The sequence below is a fragment of the Streptomyces sp. NPDC008001 genome, assembly GCF_042958085.1.
GTDB lineage: Bacteria > Actinomycetota > Actinomycetes > Streptomycetales > Streptomycetaceae > Streptomyces.
Genome location: NZ_JBIBIZ010000015.1, coordinates 1 through 22,564, shown reverse-complemented (window position 1 = coordinate 22,564; position 22,564 = coordinate 1). Strand labels below are relative to the sequence as shown.

General features: G+C 71.0%; 18 protein-coding genes and 2 pseudogenes. 8 read left to right on the top strand and 12 right to left on the bottom strand.

The window, feature by feature from the left end; all coding sequences use genetic code 11:
• Positions 1-9 precede the first annotated feature (9 nt).
• A complete protein-coding gene (locus ACFZCD_RS31950) occupies positions 10-7,527 on the bottom strand; it encodes an SDR family NAD(P)-dependent oxidoreductase (protein ID WP_391836557.1) in 7,518 nt (2,505 codons plus the stop codon).
• A gap of 244 nt (positions 7,528-7,771) precedes the next feature.
• Here ACFZCD_RS31950 and ACFZCD_RS31945 point away from each other — a divergent pair, with 244 nt between their 5' ends.
• Both ACFZCD_RS31945 and ACFZCD_RS31940 read left to right on the top strand, forming a co-directional pair.
• Entirely contained in the window at positions 7,772-8,344 is a 573-nt protein-coding gene (locus ACFZCD_RS31945) for a gamma carbonic anhydrase family protein (protein WP_391836556.1), read from the top strand.
• Entirely contained in the window at positions 8,302-9,867 is a 1,566-nt protein-coding gene (locus ACFZCD_RS31940) for a DHA2 family efflux MFS transporter permease subunit (protein WP_391836555.1), read from the top strand. Before ACFZCD_RS31945 ends, ACFZCD_RS31940 begins: the two co-directional genes overlap by 43 nt.
• A gap of 108 nt (positions 9,868-9,975) precedes the next feature.
• Here the strand turns inward: ACFZCD_RS31940 and ACFZCD_RS31935 are convergent, their stop codons facing one another.
• Entirely contained in the window at positions 9,976-10,218 is a 243-nt protein-coding gene (locus ACFZCD_RS31935) for a cold-shock protein (protein WP_391836554.1), read from the bottom strand.
• Between the two features lie 908 nt (positions 10,219-11,126).
• Here ACFZCD_RS31935 and ACFZCD_RS31930 point away from each other — a divergent pair.
• Positions 11,127-11,288 carry a hypothetical protein gene (locus tag ACFZCD_RS31930; RefSeq protein ID WP_391836553.1) on the top strand — a complete coding sequence of 54 codons (162 nt, stop codon included), beginning with the start codon at positions 11,127-11,129 and terminating at the stop codon, positions 11,286-11,288.
• Positions 11,289-11,314: 26 nt separating this feature from the next.
• Here ACFZCD_RS31930 and ACFZCD_RS31925 read toward each other — a convergent pair whose 3' ends face one another.
• Entirely contained in the window at positions 11,315-11,908 is a 594-nt protein-coding gene (locus ACFZCD_RS31925; protein WP_391836552.1) for a TetR/AcrR family transcriptional regulator, read from the bottom strand.
• Between the two features lie 102 nt (positions 11,909-12,010).
• On the opposite strand from ACFZCD_RS31925, the gene ACFZCD_RS31920 reads away from it, so the two are divergent.
• Positions 12,011-12,751 carry a nitroreductase gene (locus ACFZCD_RS31920; RefSeq protein ID WP_391836551.1) on the top strand — a complete coding sequence of 247 codons (741 nt, stop codon included), beginning with the start codon at positions 12,011-12,013 and terminating at the stop codon, positions 12,749-12,751.
• A gap of 97 nt (positions 12,752-12,848) precedes the next feature.
• Here ACFZCD_RS31920 and ACFZCD_RS31915 read toward each other — a convergent pair.
• Positions 12,849-13,172, bottom strand: a pseudogene (locus ACFZCD_RS31915) (transposase); the annotation flags it as partial.
• Between the two features lie 164 nt (positions 13,173-13,336).
• Here ACFZCD_RS31915 and ACFZCD_RS31910 point away from each other — a divergent pair.
• Positions 13,337-13,477 (top strand): hypothetical protein, encoded by a 141-nt coding sequence (locus ACFZCD_RS31910; protein ID WP_391836550.1) that lies wholly within the window; start codon positions 13,337-13,339, stop codon positions 13,475-13,477.
• A 226-nt stretch (positions 13,478-13,703) separates the two neighbouring features.
• Here the strand turns inward: ACFZCD_RS31910 and ACFZCD_RS31905 are convergent, their stop codons facing one another.
• From ACFZCD_RS31905 to ACFZCD_RS31875, 7 genes are all read right to left on the bottom strand, one after another.
• A complete protein-coding gene (locus ACFZCD_RS31905; protein ID WP_391836549.1) occupies positions 13,704-13,892 on the bottom strand; it encodes a hypothetical protein in 189 nt (62 codons plus the stop codon).
• A 174-nt stretch (positions 13,893-14,066) separates the two neighbouring features.
• On the bottom strand, positions 14,067-14,243 hold the full coding sequence (locus tag ACFZCD_RS31900; RefSeq protein WP_391836548.1) for a hypothetical protein: 177 nt from the start codon (positions 14,241-14,243) through the stop codon (positions 14,067-14,069).
• A gap of 69 nt (positions 14,244-14,312) precedes the next feature.
• Positions 14,313-15,287 carry a hypothetical protein gene (locus tag ACFZCD_RS31895; protein ID WP_391836547.1) on the bottom strand — a complete coding sequence of 325 codons (975 nt, stop codon included), beginning with the start codon at positions 15,285-15,287 and terminating at the stop codon, positions 14,313-14,315.
• Positions 15,288-15,612: 325 nt separating this feature from the next.
• Positions 15,613-16,122 (bottom strand): hypothetical protein, encoded by a 510-nt coding sequence (locus ACFZCD_RS31890; RefSeq protein ID WP_391836546.1) that lies wholly within the window; start codon positions 16,120-16,122, stop codon positions 15,613-15,615.
• Positions 16,123-16,623: 501 nt separating this feature from the next.
• A complete protein-coding gene (locus ACFZCD_RS31885) occupies positions 16,624-16,965 on the bottom strand; it encodes an RES family NAD+ phosphorylase (protein ID WP_391836545.1) in 342 nt (113 codons plus the stop codon).
• Positions 16,962-17,276, bottom strand: coding sequence for a hypothetical protein (locus tag ACFZCD_RS31880; protein WP_391836544.1), 315 nt, complete (start codon positions 17,274-17,276; stop codon positions 16,962-16,964). The genes ACFZCD_RS31885 and ACFZCD_RS31880 overlap by 4 nt, the downstream gene beginning before the upstream one ends.
• A gap of 32 nt (positions 17,277-17,308) precedes the next feature.
• On the bottom strand, positions 17,309-17,467 hold the full coding sequence (locus ACFZCD_RS31875) for a hypothetical protein (protein ID WP_391836543.1): 159 nt from the start codon (positions 17,465-17,467) through the stop codon (positions 17,309-17,311).
• Between the two features lie 20 nt (positions 17,468-17,487).
• Here ACFZCD_RS31875 and ACFZCD_RS31870 point away from each other — a divergent pair, with 20 nt between their 5' ends.
• The 3 genes from ACFZCD_RS31870 (at position 17,488) to ACFZCD_RS31860 (ending at position 22,135) form a co-directional block, all read left to right on the top strand.
• Complete coding sequence (locus ACFZCD_RS31870) at positions 17,488-17,985, top strand: hypothetical protein (protein WP_391836542.1); 498 nt, start codon at positions 17,488-17,490, stop codon at positions 17,983-17,985.
• A 1,249-nt stretch (positions 17,986-19,234) separates the two neighbouring features.
• Entirely contained in the window at positions 19,235-20,806 is a 1,572-nt protein-coding gene (locus ACFZCD_RS31865; protein WP_391836541.1) for a prenyltransferase/squalene oxidase repeat-containing protein, read from the top strand.
• A 264-nt stretch (positions 20,807-21,070) separates the two neighbouring features.
• Entirely contained in the window at positions 21,071-22,135 is a 1,065-nt protein-coding gene (locus tag ACFZCD_RS31860; RefSeq protein WP_391836540.1) for a hypothetical protein, read from the top strand.
• A 222-nt stretch (positions 22,136-22,357) separates the two neighbouring features.
• On the opposite strand, the pseudogene ACFZCD_RS31855 reads toward ACFZCD_RS31860, so the two are convergent.
• Positions 22,358-22,564: pseudogene (locus tag ACFZCD_RS31855) on the bottom strand (4-hydroxy-3-methylbut-2-enyl diphosphate reductase); the annotation flags it as partial.

Below are 22,564 nucleotides of genomic sequence, written 5' to 3'. Positions count from 1 at the left end.
GCCGGCCCGTCACCGGCCCGGCTGCCGGAGCCGCCGCAGGCAGCGCACGGCCAGGTCGCCGACCGTGCTGCTGTCGAGGATCTCGACGACCGGCAGGGAACAGCCCAGCCGCTGGTTGACTGCCGTCAGCAGTTCGGCTCCCATGAGCGAGTCCAGTCCCAGCTGGTCCAGGCGCCGGTCGGCGGGCACCCGGTCGGGGGTGGTCTGCAGGACCCGGCAGAGGAGGCCGGTGAGGATCTCCGTCACCCGGGCCCGGGCCTCGTCCGGCGACGCCGCCGCCAGCGCCTCCAGCAGCGCGGCCCGCCCCGCCCCGCCGGAGTCCTCCACGGTGCGGTGCACGGCGCCGAAGCGGGCTGCGCCGAGCGTCGGGAGGGCGTGCCGGGTGGTGTCCCAGTCGATCCGGGCGACGACGGTCACGTCGTCGCCGCGCGCCGACAACGCCTCCAGGGCGTCCAGCGCGTCACCGGGCGGCATCGGGTCGAGGCCCAGCCTGCGCGTGAAGTCGCCGATGCCCTGCCGGGCGACGTAGCCGACCTCGGCCACGGCCCCCCACGCCACCGCGAGGCCCGGCAGGCCGGTCTGCCGGCGCCGGCGTGCCAGGGCCTCCAGGAACGCATTGGCGCCGTTGTAGTTGGCCTGGTGCACGCTCCCCAGCAAGGAGGCGACGGACGAGTACAGGACGAACAATTCCAGGTCACGACCGCGCGTGAGGCGGTCCAGGACGTCCGCACCACCGGCCTTGGGCACCAGCACCTGCCGCACCCGGCCGGTGGTCAGCTCCCTGAGCGGCGCGTCGTCGAGGGTCATGGCGGCGTGCAGCACCCCGCGCAGCGGATGCCCCGCCGCGTCCATGGCCTCGAGCACCGCCTCCATGGCCGCCGCGTCGGCGACGTCCGCCGCGTGCACGGTGACGGACACCCCCCGCGCCCGCAGATCCTCCAGGAGCGCCGGGCCCTCCGGCGTACCGGCGCCGCGACGGCCGACCAGGGCCAGGTGCCGGGCGCCGCGGTCGGCGAGCCGGCGCGCGGTGGCCGCGCCGAAGCCGGTGAGCCCACCGGAGATCAGGTACGTGCCGTGCGGGTCCGGTGCGTACGGCCGCGGTACGTCCCGGAGCACGGGCGGCTCCGCGAGCGACATCACCACCTTGCCCACGTGCCGGGAGTGCTGCAGCGCCTCGAAGGCGTCGGCGACCCGGGCGGCCGGATACACGTGGTGCGGCAGGGGCACGTAGACGCCGTCCCGCACCCGTTCGGCCACCTCCGCGAACCGTGCCGCCACCGTCCGTGGGGCGGTCCGCACCAGAGCCGCGAGATCGACGGCGCTGAACGTGACGTTGCGCAGGAACGGCCGCAGCGGCAGCCTTCCGTCGGCGTACAGATCCCGTTTGCCGAGCTCCACGAAGCGCCCGCCCGGGCGCAGGACCTCCAGACCGCGTGCCATCGCCTCGCCGGACAGCGAATTGAGGACCACGTCCACGCCCTGGCCGCCCGTCACCTCCATGACGCGCTCGGCGAAGGCCGGTGACCGGGAGTCGAGCACATGCCGTACGCCGAGCAGCCGCAGCAGGTCGCGTTTGGTCGGAGTGCCGGCCGTGGCGACGACCTGGATGCCTGCACGTTCCGCGTATTGCAGGGCCGCCAGCCCCACGCCGCCCGCGGCGCCGTGCACCAGGACGGTCCCGCCGGGAACGGGCCGGGCCAGGTGGTGCAGGGCGTGGTGGACGGTGAGGAACACCACCGGGAGCGTGGCCGCCCGGCAGAAGTCCATGCCGTCGGGGAGCCGGGCCGCCAAGGCCGCGGGGACCGCGGCGTGGGAGCGCAGCGTCTCGGTGCCGAAGGCCATGACCCGGTCGCCGGGCGCGAAGCCCGTGACGCGGGGACCGGTGGCGACGACCGTGCCCGCGCACTCCAGGCCCATGGCGAACTCCCGGCCGCCGTCGTCGAGCTGCTGCTCGTCGAGGGGAACCGCACCGAGGGCCTGGAGCACGTCCCTGTAGTTGAGGGCGGCGGCGTGCACGGCGATCACCAGTTCGTCCGGCCCGGCCTCCGGGACGGGCGCCGGCGACCAGGCGAGCCGGTAGGAGCGTCCCGGTTCGCGCAGACGCAGTGCGTAGGACGTCGCGCCGTCGGGCCGCAACGGCCGGGAGAGGTCCGTCTCCGGCCGGACCCGGGGCACGAAGCGACCTGATCGGGTCAGCAGGATCTCGTCCTCCGGCCCGGGGCCCGTCAGTTCGGCGGCCAGCCGTCCGGCTTCGGCCTCGGCCTCGGCTTCGGTGGCGTCGAGGGAGATCCGCCGGACCGTCAGGTCGGGGTGCTCGTTGCCGAGGCTGCGGGCCACGCCCCAGGCGCACGCCGCCGTGGGGTGCAGCGGACGCTCGGGGGCGGGGAGGATGCCGGACGGCGGTGTGACGAGCCAAAGCCCCACCCGTGTCCCTTCCGCTTGCTCCGTTCGGCGCCGTGCGGCCAGTGTCACGGCGCGCAGGAGTGCCGCGTGCTCCAGGGCCCGATCCGTGTCCAGCAGCCCTTCGTGCGCGGTCCCGGGCTCCGGGTCTTCCCCCAGCAGGATGACGACGGTGGTGGAGCGCGGCTGCCCGGCCAGGAACGTCTCCCAGCACTTCTCGTCGCTCGTCGGCGGTACGCGACGGACGCGCGGTCCACCGCCCGGCGCGAGCCGCTCGGCCAGGGCGGTCGCCAGTGACTCGCGCGACGGTTCCGCGACGACGATCCAGCCGTGCTCCGGATTGTCCGGTGCCGGGGCGGGCGGCCTCACGGGGGCGGAGCGAGGGCTTCGCCGGGCCAGCAAGGTGGAGATCTCGTCCTCGGCCGGTCCGTCCGGCGGGATCAGCCGGCTGGTCTCCCGGAAACCCTCCTCGTCCAGCAGCCTCCGCCAGCCGTCGAGTGACAGCAGCGGCCCGTTCGGTCGCAGCCCCGTGTCCCGCTGGTTCCAGAAGCCGGGCAGGAGGCCGAAGAACAGCGCCAAGTCGGCCGCGCCGTGTGCTTCCACGGCCAGCAGCAGGCCGTCGTCGGCCAGCAGTCGGCGGACGTGGCCGAGCGCGGTGCGGAGGTCGCGGGCGGTGTGCAGCGCGTTGCCCGCCACCACCAGGTCGTGGCCACCTTCCTCGAATCCCTGCTCCACCGGGTCGCGGTCGAGGTCGAGCGTGCGATGGTCGATGAAGTCGTGTGCACTGAAACGCTTTTGGACGCGGGGGAAGAATGCCGCCGATACGTCGGTGTACACGTACCGCGTGCGCTCGGGCGGCAGTTCCGGCAGCAGGAAAGCGGTCGTGCCCCCGGTCCCGGCACCGACTTCGAGGACACGCAGGGGCCTGTCCTCGGGCCACCCGTGCACCAGGGCGCGCACGGCGGCCCGTGCCGAGCGGTTGGGGAACGTCATCCCGCCCCCGTCCGTGTACAGCTCCTCCAGCAGATGCCGGTTGGCCTCGGAGAAGATCAGTTCCACCGGGTCGCGGTCGCCGCGCAGGACGGCCGTCAGCCGCTTTCCGCTCCGGCCCATGAGCGCCAGGTCCACGGTCAGCCCGGGGTGTTCGGAGATCAGGTGCCGGAAGCACTCCTCCGGGCGTGCCGTGCCCACCAGACGCCATGCGCTGCCCGGTGCGTCCGGCACCGGCTCGGCCAGGCCGTGGACGTGCGCGTTGGGGAGCAGGACACCGAACAGGCGGGTGTACTGCGCCGGCACTCCCGCTCGGACGAGGTCGCCGACGGTGAAGGGGCGCCGGCCGTGCCCGGCGCCGTGCAGCAGCTCCCGGACGGAGTCCGCGGTGAAGTGCGCCGTCAGTTCGCGGGCCACCGTACAGGCCGCCGGCCCGTCGCTGTTGTGCCACGCGGCGGCGGCCCGCCGCAGCTCGTCCTCGCACCGCCTCGCGATATCCCCGGGCGACGGGATACTTGCGCCCGTCGGCGGTGCCTGCCCCGCGCGGGGTGCCGCCCGCATCACCGTGGTGACGTACGGGCCGGCCGCGCGGCCGCCCTCGTCGAACCTCCGCAGCCGGCATCCCTCCACGGTGAGGCAGACCAGCCCGCCGGCGGCCACCACCGTCGCGTCGAGCAGCACTTCGTGCCCGGAGACGGCACGTACCTCCACGAGGACGTGGCCGGTGGAGGGAACGCGCCGCCAGGAGCGGATCCGCTCGGCGGCCACCGGCAGGTACCGGGCCGAACCGGGCACGCGCTCCTCGACGACGGGCGTGGCCGCCTGCAACGCGCCGTCCAGCAGGGTGGGGTGCGCTTCGTGGCCGGAGGTGTCGGTCCGGCCGGTGTAGCGCATCAGCACGCGGGCGTCGTCGAAGCGGAGGTCGTCCATCGTGCGGAATGCGGGACCGTAGTGCAGGCCGCGGTGTTCGGCGCTCGCGTACTGCTCCTCGGGGCTCTTGCGCCGGGGCAGCGTGCCGGCGACGCTCTCCACGTCGATGATCCCCGGCAAGGGCGCGTACAGCCGTCTCACGCGGCCGCGGGCGTGCTGCTGCCAGTCCCCGTCGCTGCCGGTGCGGGAGGCGATCTGCACGATGCCGTCCTCGCGCGACAGTGACGTCTGTAGCTCCAGGCGGCGTTCGTCATCGGCGTCGAAGGGCAGGACGAGGGCCTGGGGGATGCTCAGGCCGGTGATCTCCACGGGCCCCCCGTGCACCCGCCGCCCCGCCGCGAGGGCCATTTCCACGAGCCCTGCGGCGGGCATCACGACGGCGCCGCCGACGTTGTGGCCGGCGAGCCAGGGCACCCGGCCCGGCTCGAAGGGGCCGTGCCAGGTGGGTTCGGCGACCGCCGCCCGCTCGCCGAGCAGCGGGTGGTCGATCGTCCCGTCGCCGCAGCGCCGCTGCCACAGCGCGGGGTCGCCGTTCCAGTGCCGTTCGCGCTGCCACGGGTAGCCGGGCAGGTCCACCACGCGGCCGCGGCGGGGGAAGAACGCGCCGTGGTCGGCGGGGGCTCCCACGGCCAGCAGGTGGGCGAGGCAGGCGCGCACGCCCGCCGGGCCCGGGACGTCCCGGCGCATCATCGGCACCACGGTGACCCCGGGCGACCCCTGCCCGCCCGCACGGCGCAGATATCCGGAGAGCACCGGGTGCGGGCCGACCTCCACGAACACCGGGCAGCCCGCTTCCCGCAGTTGGGCCGCCGCGGCACCGAACAGCACCGGCTGCCGCAGGTTGCGCCACCAGTATCCGGCGTCCAGTTCGCTACCGGTCAGCAGCGTTCCGGTGGTGGCGGAGGCGTACCGCAGCCGCGCCCGGCGGGGCTTCAGCCCGGCCAGGGCAGCGAGCAGGTCCGTGCGCAGGGGGTCCATGGCGCGGCTGTGGAAGGCGTAGTCCAGGCCCAGGTCGCGGAAGAAGACGTCCTCGCGGCGCAGTCGGTCCCCCAGGTCGGCGACGGCCGCGCGGTCACCGCTGACGGTCACGTCCCGTGCGCTGTTGACGCCGGCGATCTCCAGCCGGTCGCCGTACGGCGCCAGCCACCGCTCGACCTGTTCGGCGTCCGCCCCGACGGCGGCCATGGCCCATTCGCCCGCCGTGGCAGCCTGGGCCCGCGAGCGGGCGACGACCACCTGGGCTGCGGCGTCCAGGCCGAGGGCCCCGGCCGCCCAGGCTGCGGCCATCTCGCCCGCGCTGTGTCCCACCGTGCCCGCCGGCCGGACGCCGTGGGCGCGCAGTACGGCCACCAGGCCCACCTGCATGGCGAAGAGCAGGGGCTGCGCGGCGTCGGTGGTGTCCGGGCGGCGGTCGCCGGCGGCCGCGGTCAGCTCCTCCAGCACGGACCAGCCGAGCAGCGGCCGCAGGGCCTCGTCGGCGTCCGCGACCCCTGAGCGGAAGGCCGGCTCCTCTTCCAGCAGGTCCCGCCCCATGCCCGCCCACTGCGCGCCGTTCCCGGAGAAGGCCAGGGCGACGCCCGCGCCGTCGGCTCCTTCCGCGACGGCACCGTTCGCCTCGTGCTCCCCCCGGGCGAGCGCGTCGAACCGCGCAGCGGCCTCGTCCGGCCCGGCGGCCAGGACCACAGCGCGGTGCTCGTGCCGCCCGCGCCGCAGGAAGGAGGTGTGGGCCAGGTCGTAGAACTCCTCCGGTGGGCACTGCCGGAGGCGCGTGGCCATGCGCCGGGCCGCCTCCGCCGTCGCCTCGGGGGTACGGGCGGACACCAGCACGGGCCGTCGCACGGCGTTCTCCGGTGCGGGCGAGGGGCCCGGGTCCTGCGGCGGCGGGCCGGCGAGGACGACGTGGGCGTTGGCACCGCCGAATCCGAAGGAGTTGACGCCGATCACGGCCCGTCCGCCGACCGGGACCCGCAGCGGGCCGGGCTCCACGGCCGGGGCCAGGCGCAGACCCTCGAAGTCGACGGCCGGGGTGAGCGGACGCGCGTACAGGCTCGCCGGCACCTGCCGGTGCCGCAGCATCATCAGTGCCTTGAGCAAGCCCGCCATGCCCGAAGCCGGCTCCAGATGGCCCAGCTGGGCCTTGACCGAGCCCACCGGCAGGGGCCTGCCGGGCGGGCGCCCCGCGCCGAGGGCCCGGCCCACCGCCCGGCACTCGGCGGGGTCGCCCACGGGCGTGCCCGTGCCGTGCATCTCCACGTAGACGACCTCTTCGGGGCGCACGCCCGCAGCCGCGTACACCTCGCGCAGCAGTGCCTCCTGGGCCGCGGCACTCGGCTGGGTCAGGCCCGGGGTGCGCCCGTCGGTGTTGACGCCACTGCCCAGGATCACGGCCCGGATGCGGTCGCCGTCCTCCAGCGCACGGGCCAGCGGCTTGAGCAGGACCAGACCGCCGCCCTCCGCGCGCACGTATCCGTCGGCGTCGGCGGAGAAGGGGCGGCAGCGGCCGGTCGGGGAGAGCATCGACGCCTTGGCGAACCCCACGAACTCCATGGGGCTGAGCAGGAGGTGGGCGCCTCCCGCCAGTGCCGCGCCGCAGCGGCCCTGCCGCAGTGCCTCGCAGGCATGGTGCACGGCCACCAGTGCCGAGGAGCACGCGGTGTCCACGGCCAGGCTGGGCCCGCGCAGGTCCAGGGCGTGCGAGACCCGGTTGGCGGTGTTGGCGGCGGCGCCGCCGGTCATGGTGTGGGCGTCGACCGTGACGGGGTCGAGCCCCTGGAGGTACGAGAAGCCCTGGCTGGAGACGCCGACGTACACGGCGGTGTCCGAGCCGGCGAGCCGGGCGGCCGGGCACCCGGCGTCGTCGACGGTCTCCACGGCCATCTCCAGGAGCATGCGCTGCAGGGGGTCCAGCCGTGCGGCCTCGCGCGGCGACATGCCGAAGTACGCCGCGTCGAATTCCTGGATGCCCGTGAGGAATCCACCTGTGGCGGTATAAGTCTTTCCCGGCCGCCGAGGGTCGGGATCGAGCCACCTGCTCACGTCGAAGCGGTCGGGCGGCACCGGTCCGGTGACGTCGCGCCCCTCCGCGAGGACCGACCACAGGGCGTCCAGGGTGTCGATGCCCGCGGGCAGCCGGCAAGCCGCGCCCACGACGGCGATGGCGTCGCCCGGAGGGGTGGCGGCGGGCGGGTTCGGGGAGGTCGTCGGCATGGAGCTCTCCTCGGCGGTCTGCTGCGGCGGCACGGACGGGCGGGACCGCGGAGGCCGGGCGGACACCTGGAGATTTCCCCTCAATATAGGTGCGTTCTCGTCAGTGCCCAAGAGGGAGGCGGGAGTTCGAACGACCCCCCACGCGGGCTACAGGGTGCATCTTTCCCGGCTGTGGCGGGCAGCCGCTCATGGGCGGGAGCGCGGAAGCGATCGGGGCGGGGCCGGGATGTCCTGGAGGGGCCGTATGCAGGAGCGCACGACCGCGAACCATGCACCGCTCGTCCGCGAACTGGCCGGAAGTGCCCCGGAGATCCACTCCACTGCTTTCGTGGCACCCGCGGCCGTCCTGATCGGAGCGGTCCGCCTCGGGCCCCGGGCGAGCGTCTGGTACCACGCGGTCCTGCGCGCCGACTTCGACCGCATCGACATCGGCGAGCAGGCCAACGTGCAGGACGGCGCCGTCCTCCACGCCGACCCCGGTTTCCCGGTACGGCTCGGCGCGCGCGTCACCGTCGGCCACAACGCCGTCCTCCACGGCTGCACCGTGGAGGACGACGTCCTGATCGGCATGGGCGCCATCGTGCTCAACGGCAGCCGCATCGGCTCCGGCTGCGTCCTGACGGCCGGTACCGTCATCCCGGAGAACCGGCACGTCCCCGCCCGGTCCGTGGCGGCCGGTCCCACGGGTGTCGTGGTGCGCACCGCCACCCGCGCCGACCTCGACCTCGTCGCCGCGGCCGCCCAGGCCTACCTCGGCCTGGCGGACCTCCACCGGTGCCCGGACGACCGGCCCCGGCCGACCGGTGGGAATTCGTGACGGCGGACCCCGGACCCGCACGGCACCCCCGGCTCGTCCTGGCGGTGGTGTCCACCGCCGTGTTCATGGCCATGCTCGACAACCTGGCCGTCACCAACGCGCTGCCCGCCCTCGGCGAGGAACTGGGCCTGGGCATCAGCGGACTGCAGTGGGCGATGGCGGCCTACACCCTCGTCCTCGCCGCGACCCTGCTGTCCGCCGGGAGCCTAGGTGACCTGCTGGGGCAGCGGCGGGCCTTCCTCGCCGGCCTCCTCGGCTTCATGGCAGGCTCCGCCCTCAGCTCCGTGGCGACCGCCCAGGCCCCGCTGGTGGCCGGGCGGGCCGTCCAGGGGCTGGGCGCCGCCGTGCTCCTGCCGGCCGGCGCCGCCCTGCTGCGCCACGCCCACCCCGACGCCACCGCACGGGCCCGGGCACTGGGCGTGCGCGGCGCGGCCGGCGGGCTCGGCATCGCTCTCGGCCCCGCGGTCGGCGGCCCCCTGACCGAGGCCCTGGGCTGGCGCAGCGTGATGTGGATCAACCTTCCCGTCGGAGCGGCGGCGCTGCTGGTCGCCCTGCGAGTGCTGCCGCGCCCGCCCGCCGCCCCCGTGCGGTGGGACCCCGCCGGACAGGTCCTGGCCGTCACCGGGCTCGGCAGCCTCGTGTACGGCCTGGTACAGGGGCCCGTCGACGGCTGGAGCGCACCATGTGTGACGGCTGCCCTCGCGGTGGCGGCGGTGGCGCTGTGCGCGTTCGCGGTCGTGGAGGCGCGCGTGTCCCGGCCCCTGCTGGACCCCTCGCTCTTCCACGACGGGGCGTCGCGGGCCGTCGCGGTGTCCTGCTTCTCCTCCAGCGTGGGGCTGTTCGGCGGAACCTTCTTCCTGAGCCTCTTCCTGCAGGACGTCCTCGCCTGGTCGGCGGCCGGTGCCGGTGCGGTGTTCTTGTCGGCCTCGGCGTTCATCGTGCTCACCTCGCCGGCCGCCGCGGCGCTCACCATCCGCCGCGGTGTCCGCACCCCCCTCGTGCTGGGCCTGGGGCTCGACGCCCTCGCCCTGCTGGGTCTCAGCTGCTACGGCCGGCATGCCGCCTACGCGAGCTACGGGTGGCTGCTGCCCGTGCTGGGGACCGGGATCGGGCTGCTGTTCGTCCCGGCCGTCATCACGCTGGTCGAGCGCGCACCGGCCGATCGTGCCGGTACGGCCTCGGCGGTCGTCGACACCCTGCGGGAGGTGGGCGGTGTCGTCGGCGTGGCCGTACTCGGCGCCGTGCTGACCGCCCGGATGCGCGTCACCCTCCTCGACCGCGCCACGGACGCGGGCCTGCCCCAGGACGCGGCGGATCGCCTGGTGCGAGCCGTGGTCGCCGACGGCCCGGCACAGAAATTCGGTGGGCACCACGCGGGTGGCGAGGCGTCACAAGCGACGCTCTGGGCACAGGACTCCTTCATCGACGGACTGCACCTGGCCCTGCGCTGCGGCGCCCTGGCGCTGACCTGCACGCTCATCGTGGTCCTGGTGCTGCTCAGTGCGTGTTGGAAATCCCGGTGACGTTGTCCTGTGCCAGCGGACCTTGAGCGTGTGCCAGCACAGTTTGAGCGGATCTGCCATACGCCTACCCTCGCGGCGGCCCGGAGCCGAATGGGCTCCGGGCCGCGGTCATGCCGTGCGACGGCGCCGGTCCGACGGGCTCACCCCTCCGCGATGACGTCGTCCGCCTGCCTTCGCATCATTCACCGCGACGAAGGCCACCTTCTGACCTTCCCGGAGGCTCTGGAAGCCGACGCCCTGGATCGCCCTGAGGTGCACGAAGAGGTCGGGACCGCCGCTTTCTGGGGTGATGAAGCCGAACCCCTTCGCATCGCTGAACCACTTCACAGTGCCGGCCTGACGCTCAGCCACGTCCACTCCTCGATTCGCGTACATCGTTGGGGCAGAGGACGCCCAGCGTGTTGATCACCCCCTGTGGCAAGAGGTCGATGATGGGACTTCGGACGACTGGTTGATATTCGCCGGTCGTGTCCGCCGCTTCTGAAGTGGGCGGACCGCCTGGCCAGGCGTTGATCAGCCTTCGGTGGCACACGCTCAGGGTTCGCTGGCACGGGACAGACGTCTTCCGGCTGCGAGTCGTAGGTCACCGCGTCACCAGCCTCGGGGCCACGTGAGAGGTGTCGGTGCTGTGAGGGAAGCCGGGGTGTCCAGTGCAGGAGCGTGCCGCGGCCTGCGTCGGCACCGCTCACAGGGGAGCGCTGGGCCTTGCTGGTGTGTGGAGGGGATGGGGCTAGTCAATCAGGTCTATCGTCGTTCAGCGAGTGTCGCTGCTTGCCTGGCGATCGGTCGCCACTCGGGTGCGGATCGATCGTGGCCGGACTGTCGTACCCCATCGCCTGTGACGTGCCTGGGAAGCCTCTGTCTCACTGGATCACCAAATGTTTCAAGGCCGCTCTGCGCCGACGGCCCGGCATGCGCCAGAGCCCCGCACCGGATGAGGTGTGGGACGACTGGAGCGCGGGGAAGATCGGACGACGCAGGATCGGCGCACGGGGACAGGCCGCCGGTCCGGGGCGCGGTGACGGTCCGGACGGTGGGGCTGCCGCTGTTCGAGTCGGTGCGGGTACTAGGCGTGTACCGAAAGTGGATCTTGAGCTGTGAATGATCTCGGTTCATGGGTCGGGGAGATCTCACGGACGAACAGCGAGCGGTGCTGGATCCGTTGTTGCCGAAGGGCACGAAGGCCGGCGGCCACCCGTCCGGCCTCGGCGGCAGTTGACCGACGGCATACGGTTCCGAGTCCGAACCAGTGTTCCGTCGTGGAGACCGGTCGACCGGCCGTCATGGAACCGGACCCGGCGTCAGCCGAGCTCGTCCTGCCGCGCAAGGTCACCGCGGGAATCCGGGCCGTGCGGTCGAGCAGCTGGCCGCCCCGCTCCGGCGGCTCGCCGTTCGAGCTGCGCCTTTCCGCCGCCGGCTGACCGGGATGGAGCGCCGGAGGGGCCGGTCAGATCGTGGTCGGCAGCCCGTTGTCCAGGAGGATCTCCGCCGCTGTTCGCGCGTGCCGGCCGTAGTTCGAGTCGCCCAGCACCATTGCGCGGCTGGCGGCGCCGTCCGCGAGGGTCACGAGCTGCTCGGCGAGGACGGAGGGCTCGCGGCAGCCCAGTTCGGCTACCAGGTCGGCCACCAGCCGCACCATCAGCAGTTTCCGTTCGCGGGCGTAGGAGTGGACCGCGTTCTGCGGGTCAGGGAACTCCACGGCGGCGTCGATGAACGGGCATCCGCGCACCGGATCCGTGCCGGCCGGGGGCGGGTCGAACAGCATGAGGATTCGCTCCCTGGGGGGGATGTCCTTGCGTGCTAGCGCGCCCTCCAGCGTGCGCCCCGTCTCGGCGAGGTCCTTGAGGTGGGCGAGGACCAGCTCGTCCTTGGTCCTGAAGTGTGCGTAGAGGGTGCGCTTGGACACCGGCGCCCGCTCCGCGATCTGCTCCATGCCGGTCGCGTTGATCCCCTGAGCTGCGAACAGTCCGGCTGCGGCGGCCAGGATGCGCTCCCGTCCTCCGCGGCCCTGCCGTCGAGACGCCGTCGTCACCGTGGTCATGACGTAAGTATACGTTCTCGTTTACTTGGGAGGGGGAGGCAGGCTATAGTGCGATTCCAGGTAAACGGTTCCGTTTACTTCGCTGAACCTAAGGAGAGTTCCATGAGCGGACCGGTCGTCACCCGGACGCGCACGAGCGACGCGCCCACCGGCGGAACGCGGACCGACGGGACGCAAACGCGGGAGTACGCCGAGCAGCTGATCCGCGGGCGCCACGCGACCCGCGCCTTCCATCCCGACCCGGTACCCCAGGACACTCTGCGCAGGGTCTTCTCCCTGGCAGGCGCCGCGCCGTCCAACTCCAACGCGCAGCCGTGGCGGGTCGAGGTGGTCGGCGGCGCACGGCGAAGCCGTCTGGCCGACGCCCTGCGAACGGCTCACGCCGAGCGACGCGTCACGGCCGACTACCCGTACTCCGAGGACATGTACGCCCCCGTCCACCGGGAAAGGCGGGCCGCCTTCGGTGCCGATCTGTACGGAGCGTTGGGCATCGGCCCCGAGGACCACACGGCCCGCGCCGCCTACGACACGGAGAGCCTGGGCTTCTACGGGGCACCCCATGCCGCGTTCCTGTTCGTCACCGGCGACGGCGGGCCGCGACTGGCCGCCGACGCCGGCGCCTACCTGCAGACGCTGCTGCTGGCCATGAGCGCCTACGGCCTGGCCAGTTGCCCGCAGGGCCTGCTCAGCTTCTACGCCGACACCGTCCGCGACCAGCTCGGAGTGGATGAGGGGAAGCTGCTCGTGGGCGTCTCTTTCGGCTACGCCGACGAGAACGCGCCGGTAAACCGGGTCACGACCGGCCGGGCGGCTCTGGAGGCAACCACCACATTTCACCTCTAGAGCCGGCCGCGAAAGTGCTGGTCAAAGCCACTCGTTGATGGCTGCGACCAACACTGTCACCTCGAAGCGCACGGCCAACTTGATGCCCCTATGGATGTCAACTGAGGGATCCAGCGGCTCCGGTCTGGCCAGCTGGAGGGTCTGCCGGGACGATGAGTCGGTAGATCTCTCGTGCGACGTAGCGTTTGAGGCAGCGGATGATCTCCCGGCGTGTCTTGCCCTCGCTCAGACGTCGTTGCAGGTAGTCGCGGGTGCGGTCGTCCCAGCGCAGTCGGCTGAGGACGATGCGGTAGAGGGCGGCGTTTGCCTGACGATCGCCCCCGCGGTTCAATCGGCGCCGCTGTGTCTTCCCGGAGGACGCCTCGACCGGGCTGGTGCCGCATAAGGCCGCGAAGGAGGCCTCACTGGCGAGTCGCTCGGGAGAACTACGGATCACCACCGCCGGCCTGCTTACCGCGCTGCTCCTTGCCTCCGGGGCGGCGGTTGCTCTCCCGTTCGTTCATCCGTCGATGTGGTGGGCCGCGACCGCCACCGCCGTCCTGGGCGCCCCCTCGTCGCCTGCCTCATCGCCGTAGGCCAGACCGTGTGGCCCGTCACAGCTCGGCCGAGGCGCCGCCGGCGCGGCCGGACCAGCCGGTCGCCGGCATCCCGCAGGTCTCTGCCGACCGCTTCGAGGGAAGCACGAACATGCCGGACGCCGTCCCGGGCAGCAACCCGCCGGACTGACGCACCGCACACCGCGGCGATCTTCAGGCGGTCAGCGGTTCCAGCCCTCCTGCTGCAGCTCACGCACTGGCCGACAGGCTCCTTCGCTGAGAGGCCTGCCAAAGCAGGTGCGGGCCGGGGCGGGCAAGTCGCCGCATCCGCACCAGCCAGATCCGTCCGTGATCTCACATGGGTACGAGAAAGGGCCCGGACCCCGTCACGGAGGTCCGAGCCCATCTCAGAATGATCAGCTGGCGTCCGGAGACTTGCCGACCAGAGCACTCAGCAACTCGACGATCTTCGCCTGGTTACGGTCGATCTTCTCCGACAAAGCGTCGACCTTCTGATCGAGCTTGCCGACCTTCCCGTCCAGGTCGCCGACCTTCCCGTCCAGGTCGCCGACCTTCTGGTCGAGGTTGCCTACCTGGAGTCGCAAAGCGGTCAGGTCGGACTTGACGATCCCGCACATGCAGGACCCCCTGATGAGGGAGCTCTTCCCCCGCTGAACTCAGAGCCTGGTGCTCACAGTCGTGGAGCTGGGTATGGCGTCCTGCACCGTCGCCGAAGCCGACGAGCAGGCATTGTTGCGCATGGTGTCGTCGCTGGCGCGTTATCGGCGAGCGTTCTGAACGACGGTCTGCACGTAGTCCACGGCGTCGAGGAAGCTCAGCTCAGGACAGTCCTCATGGATGTGGCGCAGCTCCATCTCGATCAGTGCGGCTGCTGCTGCGGGCAGGGTGGCGTGCAGGTGGCCTGAGTACTCGCTGAGCTGGTCTTCGAATGTCAACGGCGGGAGGATGCTCGTGGCCGGGACAACGATGAGGGCGCCTCGGGGATACCGCGCGTCTGCAGCGGGCTACACGGGGAAGGGGCCGCCGCGTTGGGAGAGCACGGTGGGCTGGGTGGTCTGCTCGAGGATCGCGCGCCGCCACGCTTTGCGGCTGGGGTAGTGGGCGGGGTCCAGGCGCTGGGGGTTGTCGCGCCATTCCGCCAGGTGCTGGGCTACGGCGTTGAGCACGGCGTTCGGTGGGTCCACAGCTTCCGGGATGGCGGCCTGGCGCAGGGTGCGGACGACGGCCTGGACGGGCTCATAGCGCAGCAGGAGTGAGATCTCCTGGGTGTCGATGCCATGCCCGAGCACCGTGATCGCTTCCTGTGCCGCTTCCTGACCGGCCTCCGCCGGGGGCAGGGCCTCGAGCAGCCAGCGCAGAAATGCTTCCGCCTCGGCAGCGTTCAGCCGTACTCCGTCACCGGAGAAGGTCTGGTGGAAGATGCGCAGGAGCACGTCCAGGCGGCGGGGCTTGGCCCGGCGGTCGTACAGGCAGTGCGTGCACAGCCAGCCCATCCGGGCGAACCGGCGCCCGGCCGGCGCGTGGAGCCGGCCGACCATATCGCCTTCTCCCACCGGCCTGGTGCACAGGTTGCAGGTCGACTCCGCCCGGGCCGGCCGGATGCGCATCGGCTCGGGCATGCCTCCCGGCTCCACCTCCGCCTGGGCGGCGCGCAGATGCTCGCGGTAGGACACCGGGGCCTGCACCCACGCCTGAGCGTGCAAGATCCCTTCACGCAACTGCTCGTCGCCCGCCTCACTGCGCGTCTCCACGCCCATCACGTCGTTGAGCCAGAGCTGCAGCAGCGGGATCCGTTCGCCGGTGGCCGAGGCGAGCGGCCCAACCCACTGGCTGAACACCTGGTTCAGTTCCTTGCCGTGCAGCGCCTCGAGCTCCTCCTCGGACAGCACAGGACGAAGGGCGGTCCCCGTCTGTGGGAGCTGCGAGGGATCGGCGATCCACCGGTCCGCCAGTGTCAGGGCCTGCGCCAGCTGCTTCATGGACGCCTCACCCCGGTGCCGCACCCGCGTGGCGCGGTTGAGCAGGGTGTTGATCTCGCATGCCGACCTACGGGCGGCGTGCCCGGCCTCGGCGGCATGGACCCCGCCAAGTGGTCCCAGATACTCCGAGGTGTTTTGGGCTGGGAACGCCGGAGCCGGTTTTCACGCCCGCGCAGTGGGCCCTGATCGCCGAGTCGAAAACCGCCAACCCGGCCGCCGCGGCGGCCGGGGCGAGCGAGCGGACGATTCACCTGCACGCGGTGGCAGGTATCCCCACTGAACGGCAAATCGTGTCCGCGATGCGCTTCGCCGACGCCCTATTCGCCTAGTGGGACGCCTTTGGCAGCTTCAGACCTTCCGTCGGAAAGGGACCCACGGACGTACCCGCCGTGCAGATGACGAAGGGGGCCATGTCCTCCGCCGTACTGCCCCAGTTTTTCGCGCGCACGATCCAGTCCCTGCCGGTGGCGTACATGTAATCGGGGTTGACGTTGCCTGTGACGGCGCTGCCCATGCCACCACCGGTGGGTACCTCTCCAGCGGGGCAAGGAACGTCTTCGCCCGCTTCCTGTCCTGCTCCGATCCTGACGCTCGGGCCGAACACGTAATGGAACACCGGCGCTTGGACGGCGGCTGACTTGCCTGACGTTGGGCGCGCTCGGCCATCCTGAGCCGTAGCGAGGCTGATTCCAGCCAGAAACACAATGAGCGCGAGGACGGCAATACGCAAGGCTTTCATGCCCACCCCTCCAACAGCACTTGACTGCAATTCAGCTACCCAGCGCAAGTGATATCTATCCGCATTTACCACCATGCAGAGCAATTGCGTGGACATGTGAAATTCAGATGAAGACGAGCTATGCCTCGTGCGCCACGCAGAGGGTAGGAAGACAGGGGGCATTCCTGCACAACCGAGCCCGTCAAGATCATCAACGGGCAGCAGCGACTCACCAGCATCACCGCGCCCGACGGACGGACAATGAGAGTCGCCGCCTGACCTCCCCCGGGCGGGGCGGACGTCGCGGTGCAGCCCGGCGGCCGCCGACGGCGATGTCCGGCGGATGAGCGTGCGCCGCGGCCGCCTGCCCACGGGCGGCAGCGGCGCACGCTCAAGGTATGGTCCCACGAGTGCGGCGATGCCGATTCTGCCGGGAGTCGATCCGGGCGGCCGCCCGGATCGGACGCGGTCTACTGTGGTCCGGCCTGCGCAGCCCGGGCGCGGCGCGAGCGCCGTCGTTACGTCGATGGCGTGGCCATCGGCTTCTACGTGATCTTCAATGGTCCCGATGCGATTGCCGTGCGCTGCCCCGTGTGCGGCGGTAGATTCCTTCCAGGGTTAGAGGGGGTACTCATTGGCCGGGCGGAGCTGGGAGCGTTGGATTATGGCTTCTACGGCTTTGACCAGGCCGTCCGGGATGTCCTGGGTCTTTGGCGGGTTGAAGATCCGCTCGGGGTCGGGTCCGCTGGTATCTGAGAAGAGGGCGCAGTTGCGTCCTTGGCCTGGGTCGCGCAGGGATTTCCAGCGCACGCCTTTGAAGTGTGCTGTGTAGGCCTGGCGGGCGAACTCGTGGCTGAGGGGGTACCCCTTGGTCGTTTCTTCGATCAGTGCGCCGGTGATGCTCATACGGCCGTTGTTGGCCGGCTCGTTGAGGTCAACGAGCCGCCGGGAGGTCTTCACGGTGAGGTTTGCGAGGCGTTTTTGCCGATCTCGGCTTGGTCGGGGACGCCGACGCCGCAGGCGTTCTTGAAGGCCTCCAGGAATGCTGTGGTGGCTTCCTCGGCGGTGTAGCAGGTGCCTGGGTCTGCGCGGCCGGGGACTGCGCGGTGAAGGTCGAAGCGGCAGGATTCGGCGGGGTTGGTTTCCCCGGGGCAGAACCACAGGGGGTTTCCTGCCCTTCCGTTGTTCAGCGTGCGGCGGTAGAGGCGGAAGAGGGGACGCTCGGGCGGGAGGTCGTGGGGTTGGGGGGGGTGGGGGGTTGGGCTGGTCATTGTGCTAGTGCCGCTGCGGTGACGTGTGCGGACTACTCGATGGCGTCCCAGTCTTTGCCTTCGCGCAGTACTGCTCGTGGCTCCCAGCCGTTGAGCTCGGGTTGTGGAGTGGCTGCCCAGAGGACGACGAGTTCGGGTGAGAAGTCTTTGCCCAGGCGGGTGCGGAAGGTCGTGAGGACGGCGGTGATCACGTCGTAGGGGGCTTTGTCACGTGGCCGTCGGGGAGTTACCACAGGGGGAGGAAGGTCTCGTGTTTGCCGATGAGGCCGACGAGGCGCCCGGAGGTGACGTCGTCGACGATGTCTTCTGCGGAGCGGCCGGTCTCGTTTGCAAGGTGGTGTGCGGTGATGCGGTCGTTGCCGAGGGCGAGGTGACCCTCCAGGGAATCGCCGCGGACTACATTGCGAGGTACACGGACATCGTGACCGTGTCGAAGGATCTCCACGAAGGCACCGTGTCCAACATCGTCACGGTCATCCGGGCCGAACTCGGCTGCACCCTCCAGAACGCCGTCGATACCGCCGCGGAGATCATCCGGGCCGACGCCGACGCCTTCGTCGATCTGCGGGCCCGCCTGCCCCACCTGGGAGTCGGGTGCCATCCTGACCTCGAGTCGTTCCTCGACCGGCTGCAGGAGTGGATGGCCAACTGCGAACCCTGGGCGAGGAACCTTCCCCGGTACAGCAAGCACTACGACGAAGCCGGGTAGAAGCCCCTTGTCCTCGCCGTACGCGCACGACGAGACCGGGAACTCGGACGGTCCGTGAGCGTCGCCGCCGAGTCCCTTTGGCGCCGATTTCCGCACACGTTGACGCCCCGTCATGGCCGAGAGCGACCTACCCCCGCCCTTGGCGCGCGACGCCCCGATTCACCGCTGCCGTGAGCGTGCCTGCCGTACCGGGTGTGCTCTTCGACGCCATAGGTGCCGATACCGGCTTCCGGTTCGAGACCGTGCACATGGCATGGGTTCCGACTCCTGACCGACGCGTACGAGCACCTGACGATGCCACGCTCGCGGACGTGCCGACGCTCCGGCGCGGACGGTCGACTTCGGTCCGGGTGGTGCGCGCCGCCGCGCCAGTCGTCGGGCGGGGCACAACGGCGTCCACGGAGGCACCGCCGCGCCTCCCTACCAGTGGTGAGTGCGCTCGGTTGCCCGCATATCGTCCGCTGAGAGCAGGGCATATTGAAACGGTGGACACCCCCACGCCCCGTAGGGACCACTCGCGGACCCGGCAGCATGCATGGGAACTGGTCAACGGTGAGGGATCGGCCGGGTGCATGCCCTCACGGCGCCCTGCCCCATGGGCCCACTGGCGACCAACGATATGCATCACGGCGGAGAGAACCTTCATGCGGAGTCCGTACCGGACAATGCGACGCATGCGCCGGGGCCCCTGATACCCAAGGCGGTCCCGAAGGCCCTGCGCGGGTCCTGCCGGAGGGGGGCCTTCAGCACCGGCCTGGACATGCGCCGCTGTTCGTGTGGTGAAGGTATGCGCCTCGGGCGGGCTACTGGAGCGGAGGGATCGCCGTCAGGCAACTCGGGGGCGAGGCCAGCGAGGTGTTGTCATCGGTCGCCCGCACTCCTCCAATGCGGCCCGCCTCACCGAGCCGGCACTCGTCGCTGTGTCGGCCGATCGCACATGACCTTACTGGTCCAGCGAATTCACAGGTATCGGGGCTGCCGTGTGCGGCACACGATCGGCCCGTCACCTCCGGCCCATTGCCCACGATGTGGCCGACCACGCGCCACGACGACGTACAAGCGGTCACGGCAGCCGAAGAGCACCGAATCTTCGCGTTGCCCGGGAAGTCGAGAGCAGTACGGCACCACACGTGGCAGCACGAGAGGAGCGTTCTGTGAAACCTGATCTCTTCGTCCGTGGAGCACCTGCTCCAGGGCACCCTGGAACGGCCCGCCGAACGGAGCGAGTTCTCTGTGAGGGCGACCGGTCATGGGCGCGGTGAGGTCCGAGGAGGAAATCCGGCGGCTCCGCGCCTGTCGGCAGCGCCTCATCGAGCATCTGACCGGATGGGTCGATCCTGACGGTGGCGTCGACTCGCCCTGTGAAAGCCGGGTCCTGGAATCGGCGCTCGCCCTGCCCCTCCTCGACGCACCCGGGATCGGGCCTGACGTCCGGCAACCGCTGCGCGCGTACTTGGAGAAGGCACGTGCATCCGCCGCGTCCCGGCTTGACGCCGTCTTGGCCACAGCGGCGCTGGGCCTCCCCGTGCCGAACGGATCCGGTCTGGCCCGGGAGATCACCAAAGACATCGATCACTTCACCGCCGGCCGCAAGCGCGTACTGCTGGAGGCGGTGCTCTACGCGGTCGGAGCGATCGACGAGGTGACTCCGACGCCGCCGGATATCTTCGACGCAGGTGACCTTCAGGTCTGGAAACAGGTGGAGATGACGGCGTGCAAGGTGATCCTCGCCCGCGCTCTTGGAAAACAGGGTGAATGGATCCGGCACGACGATCTGGGGCTGCTGGCCTCCCTGTTGCGGCCGGACCGGATCTGGGAAGGCAACATACTGGTCCACCTGATGGCCCTGACCGCGCTCCAGAGGTTCCCCGCCTACCAACAGCAGACCCTGAACGGGCTCGCCGCGCTCCTGGCCGCCCAACGACCCGACGGCGGATTCAGCCTCTGCTCCGACATGAACGTCACCATCACCGCCCTCGCCGCCACGGCACTGGCCGAGGCCGGCGCCGACCCGGCCCTCCTCGACCGCATGACCGACTGGCTGGCCGCCCGCCAGGACGCCACCGGAGGCTGGGTCTACAACGCGGCCACCACGCAGACGGATGTCGAGACCACGTCGTTCGTCATGGAGGCGCTGCAATCCGCCCCCCACCCCCGCTACACCGAGCACCTACGGCGCGGCTACCCCTACCTGTGCCGCATGCAGAACTCCGACGGCGGCGTCCCCAACTATCAGCACGGCAACCCTTCGGAAACCTCCATCACCGGTGAGACCGCCACCATCCTGTCCACCCAGCCGATCCACACCGCTCAAGTAGAGCGCGCTGTGCGGTTCATCATCGACCAGCAGCACGCCGACGGTGGCTTCTCCCTCAACTGGAGTGCCAGCGACGCCAACGTCACCCTGCGCGCGTGCCTCGGCATGCAGAGCGCCATCACCTACGGCCGTCTACAGCCGCCTACGGAGCAGGCGGCACGCCACGCCGTCCGCCGCAGCACCGATTTCCTCGGTAGCCGCCAAAACTCCGACGGAGGCTGGGGCCGGCAGCCTGGGGAACCCAGCGATCCCACCAGCACCGCCTTCGCACTCTGCACCCTCTCCAGGACCCGCCCGGACCATCCGGCAGCCGCCCGTGCGGTTACCTACCTGCTCAACGCCCAAAACCCCGACGGCGGTTTCACCGCACCCCCCGACACCTACTCGCCCCGCTTCATCCTCATCGACTTCCCCATCCTCCCGAGCATCTACGCACTGCGCGCCCTCGCCCGCCCCCGCGCTTCCGCACGGCCGACCACAGCACCACCGGTCAGTGACACCTAGGCAGAGAAAACACCCTGACCAGCACCGGCCTCCACCGAAGACGGCCACGGTTCGGCCCGTGCAGGCGGTCCAGGCGTGGGCGTCGAGGGTCACACGACCGCGGACACAGGGGAGCCGCGGGCCAAACCGGTACGTCCGAGCCGAACGACCACGCCGGCTCGGTGTACGCGCGAAAGACCCGTGGACACCTCACCACCGGCAAGGGCCGGCAACAGCACCCCGCACGAAAAGGAAGACGACATGTCGGCTACGGAACCTCTGCGGATGCGTGACCACCAGCCCTCCGACGAGCTGCGCCTGTACTTCCCGCTGCCCCCACTCGACTACTCCCACGATTACGAGGACGTCGTCGAAGGCACTCGGGAATGGGCTCGGCCCTACACCGGGTATGTCGGCGCACGGGATCACGACATCCTCGACTCATGTGCCTATTCAGCGAACACGTGCCTCAACCCACGCGTTCCCCGGCATCTGCGCGTCTGGTTCAGCGCCGTATCATCATGGACCCTGCTCTCCGACGACCTCTACGACCGGGGGACCGTACAGGACCGGCAGCAGCGGTACGCCGAGGTCGCGCCGCAGCAACGGCACGCTCTCCTCACCCCTCTCGACATCCCCGATCCTGACCGCCTGCACCCGCTGACCGCTTACATCTGGGCGCTGCGCCGCTACGGTGAGGAGCATGCGCCACCGGCGGCCGTCCGTGGAGTGATGAAGGGCCTCGAGCGTGGGCTGCGCGAGACGGCGACTGAGATCGGCTACGCGGTCCGCGCGGAACACTGCGGGGCGGACGAGTACATTCGACGGCTTCTGAGCGGCGCGAAGTACACGGGAGCCTTCGCGACCATGGAGGAGGTCTGCAATCGGCTGACCATTCCGGAGAGCGAACGACAACATCCTCTCCTGCAGGGTCTCTATCGCCTCACCGGCACTTTGGGCCATCTCCACCTCGACTTCGCGGGATGGGCCAATGACGGTCCCGGCGAGGCGTACAACCTCATCAACGCCGTCGCGCACGATCTGGGGATTCCACCGCGCGAGGCCGGGCCCCCGGCGGTGGAACTCGTCAATCTCGTCATGGAGCTCTTCCTGCGACTGCGAGAGAAGATCAGGCCTCAGGTCGGCGAAGCCACCCGCACTCTCCTGGACGAACTCGACTGGATGCTGCGTGGCAACGTGGACTGGGCCCTCTACACCACCCGGTACGCCAGCGGCACCAATCCGATGCGGCCGCTTCTGCCGGAGGAGCACCGTACACCGGTGCCGCCGCCCCGGCTCGACACGGCGCCATGCCCGGCGCTGGGCCCCCTGTTCGAACTGCTCGCCTGAACGTCGCAGTTCCACATACCTCTGCTTGTGGTCCACCGGTGCCGATGTGGGCGTGGCACGTCAGGGAGCGGGCCGCGTTGCGGCGGATGTGGTGCGTGCCGTCGAGGTCGACGCCCGCGTCGGCCACCACCGTGGCCGGCAGCGGGCCGGGACTGGATTCCGCATCGGGCACCAGGTCCTTGGCCCGGTCCGGGACCGAGGCGTCGTACTCGCGGGCCGGCACTACGGGCGCCGTACCGGCGGGCCTCGGCGCCGACCAGTCGCCGCCTGGCCGTGCCGTCGTCCGTCAGCGGCGGCCTCCGCGCGGAGGTCGCGGCGGAGTTCCTTGGGGAGGGAGAACGTGATGCTCTCCTGGGCGGCGGTGACCGTCTCGACGTCGGCGTAGCCGCGCTCGGCGAGCCAGTCCAGGACGCCCTCGACGAGGATCTC

Excerpts from the sequence above, each read along its gene's own strand:
- ACFZCD_RS31950 (WP_391836557.1), bottom strand. The coding sequence starts at position 7,527 with ATGCCGACGACCTCCCCGAACCCGCCCGCCGCCACCCCTCCGGGCGAC.
- ACFZCD_RS31945 (WP_391836556.1), top strand. The coding sequence starts at position 7,772 with ATGCAGGAGCGCACGACCGCGAACCATGCACCGCTCGTCCGCGAACTG.
- ACFZCD_RS31925 (WP_391836552.1), bottom strand. The coding sequence starts at position 11,908 with ATGACCACGGTGACGACGGCGTCTCGACGGCAGGGCCGCGGAGGACGG.
- ACFZCD_RS31920 (WP_391836551.1), top strand. The coding sequence starts at position 12,011 with ATGAGCGGACCGGTCGTCACCCGGACGCGCACGAGCGACGCGCCCACC.
- ACFZCD_RS31895 (WP_391836547.1), bottom strand. The coding sequence starts at position 15,287 with ATGAAGCAGCTGGCGCAGGCCCTGACACTGGCGGACCGGTGGATCGCC.
- ACFZCD_RS31890 (WP_391836546.1), bottom strand. The coding sequence starts at position 16,122 with ATGTCCACGCAATTGCTCTGCATGGTGGTAAATGCGGATAGATATCAC.
- ACFZCD_RS31880 (WP_391836544.1), bottom strand. The coding sequence starts at position 17,276 with ATGACCAGCCCAACCCCCCACCCCCCCCAACCCCACGACCTCCCGCCC.
- ACFZCD_RS31865 (WP_391836541.1), top strand. The coding sequence starts at position 19,235 with ATGGGCGCGGTGAGGTCCGAGGAGGAAATCCGGCGGCTCCGCGCCTGT.
- ACFZCD_RS31860 (WP_391836540.1), top strand. The coding sequence starts at position 21,071 with ATGCGTGACCACCAGCCCTCCGACGAGCTGCGCCTGTACTTCCCGCTG.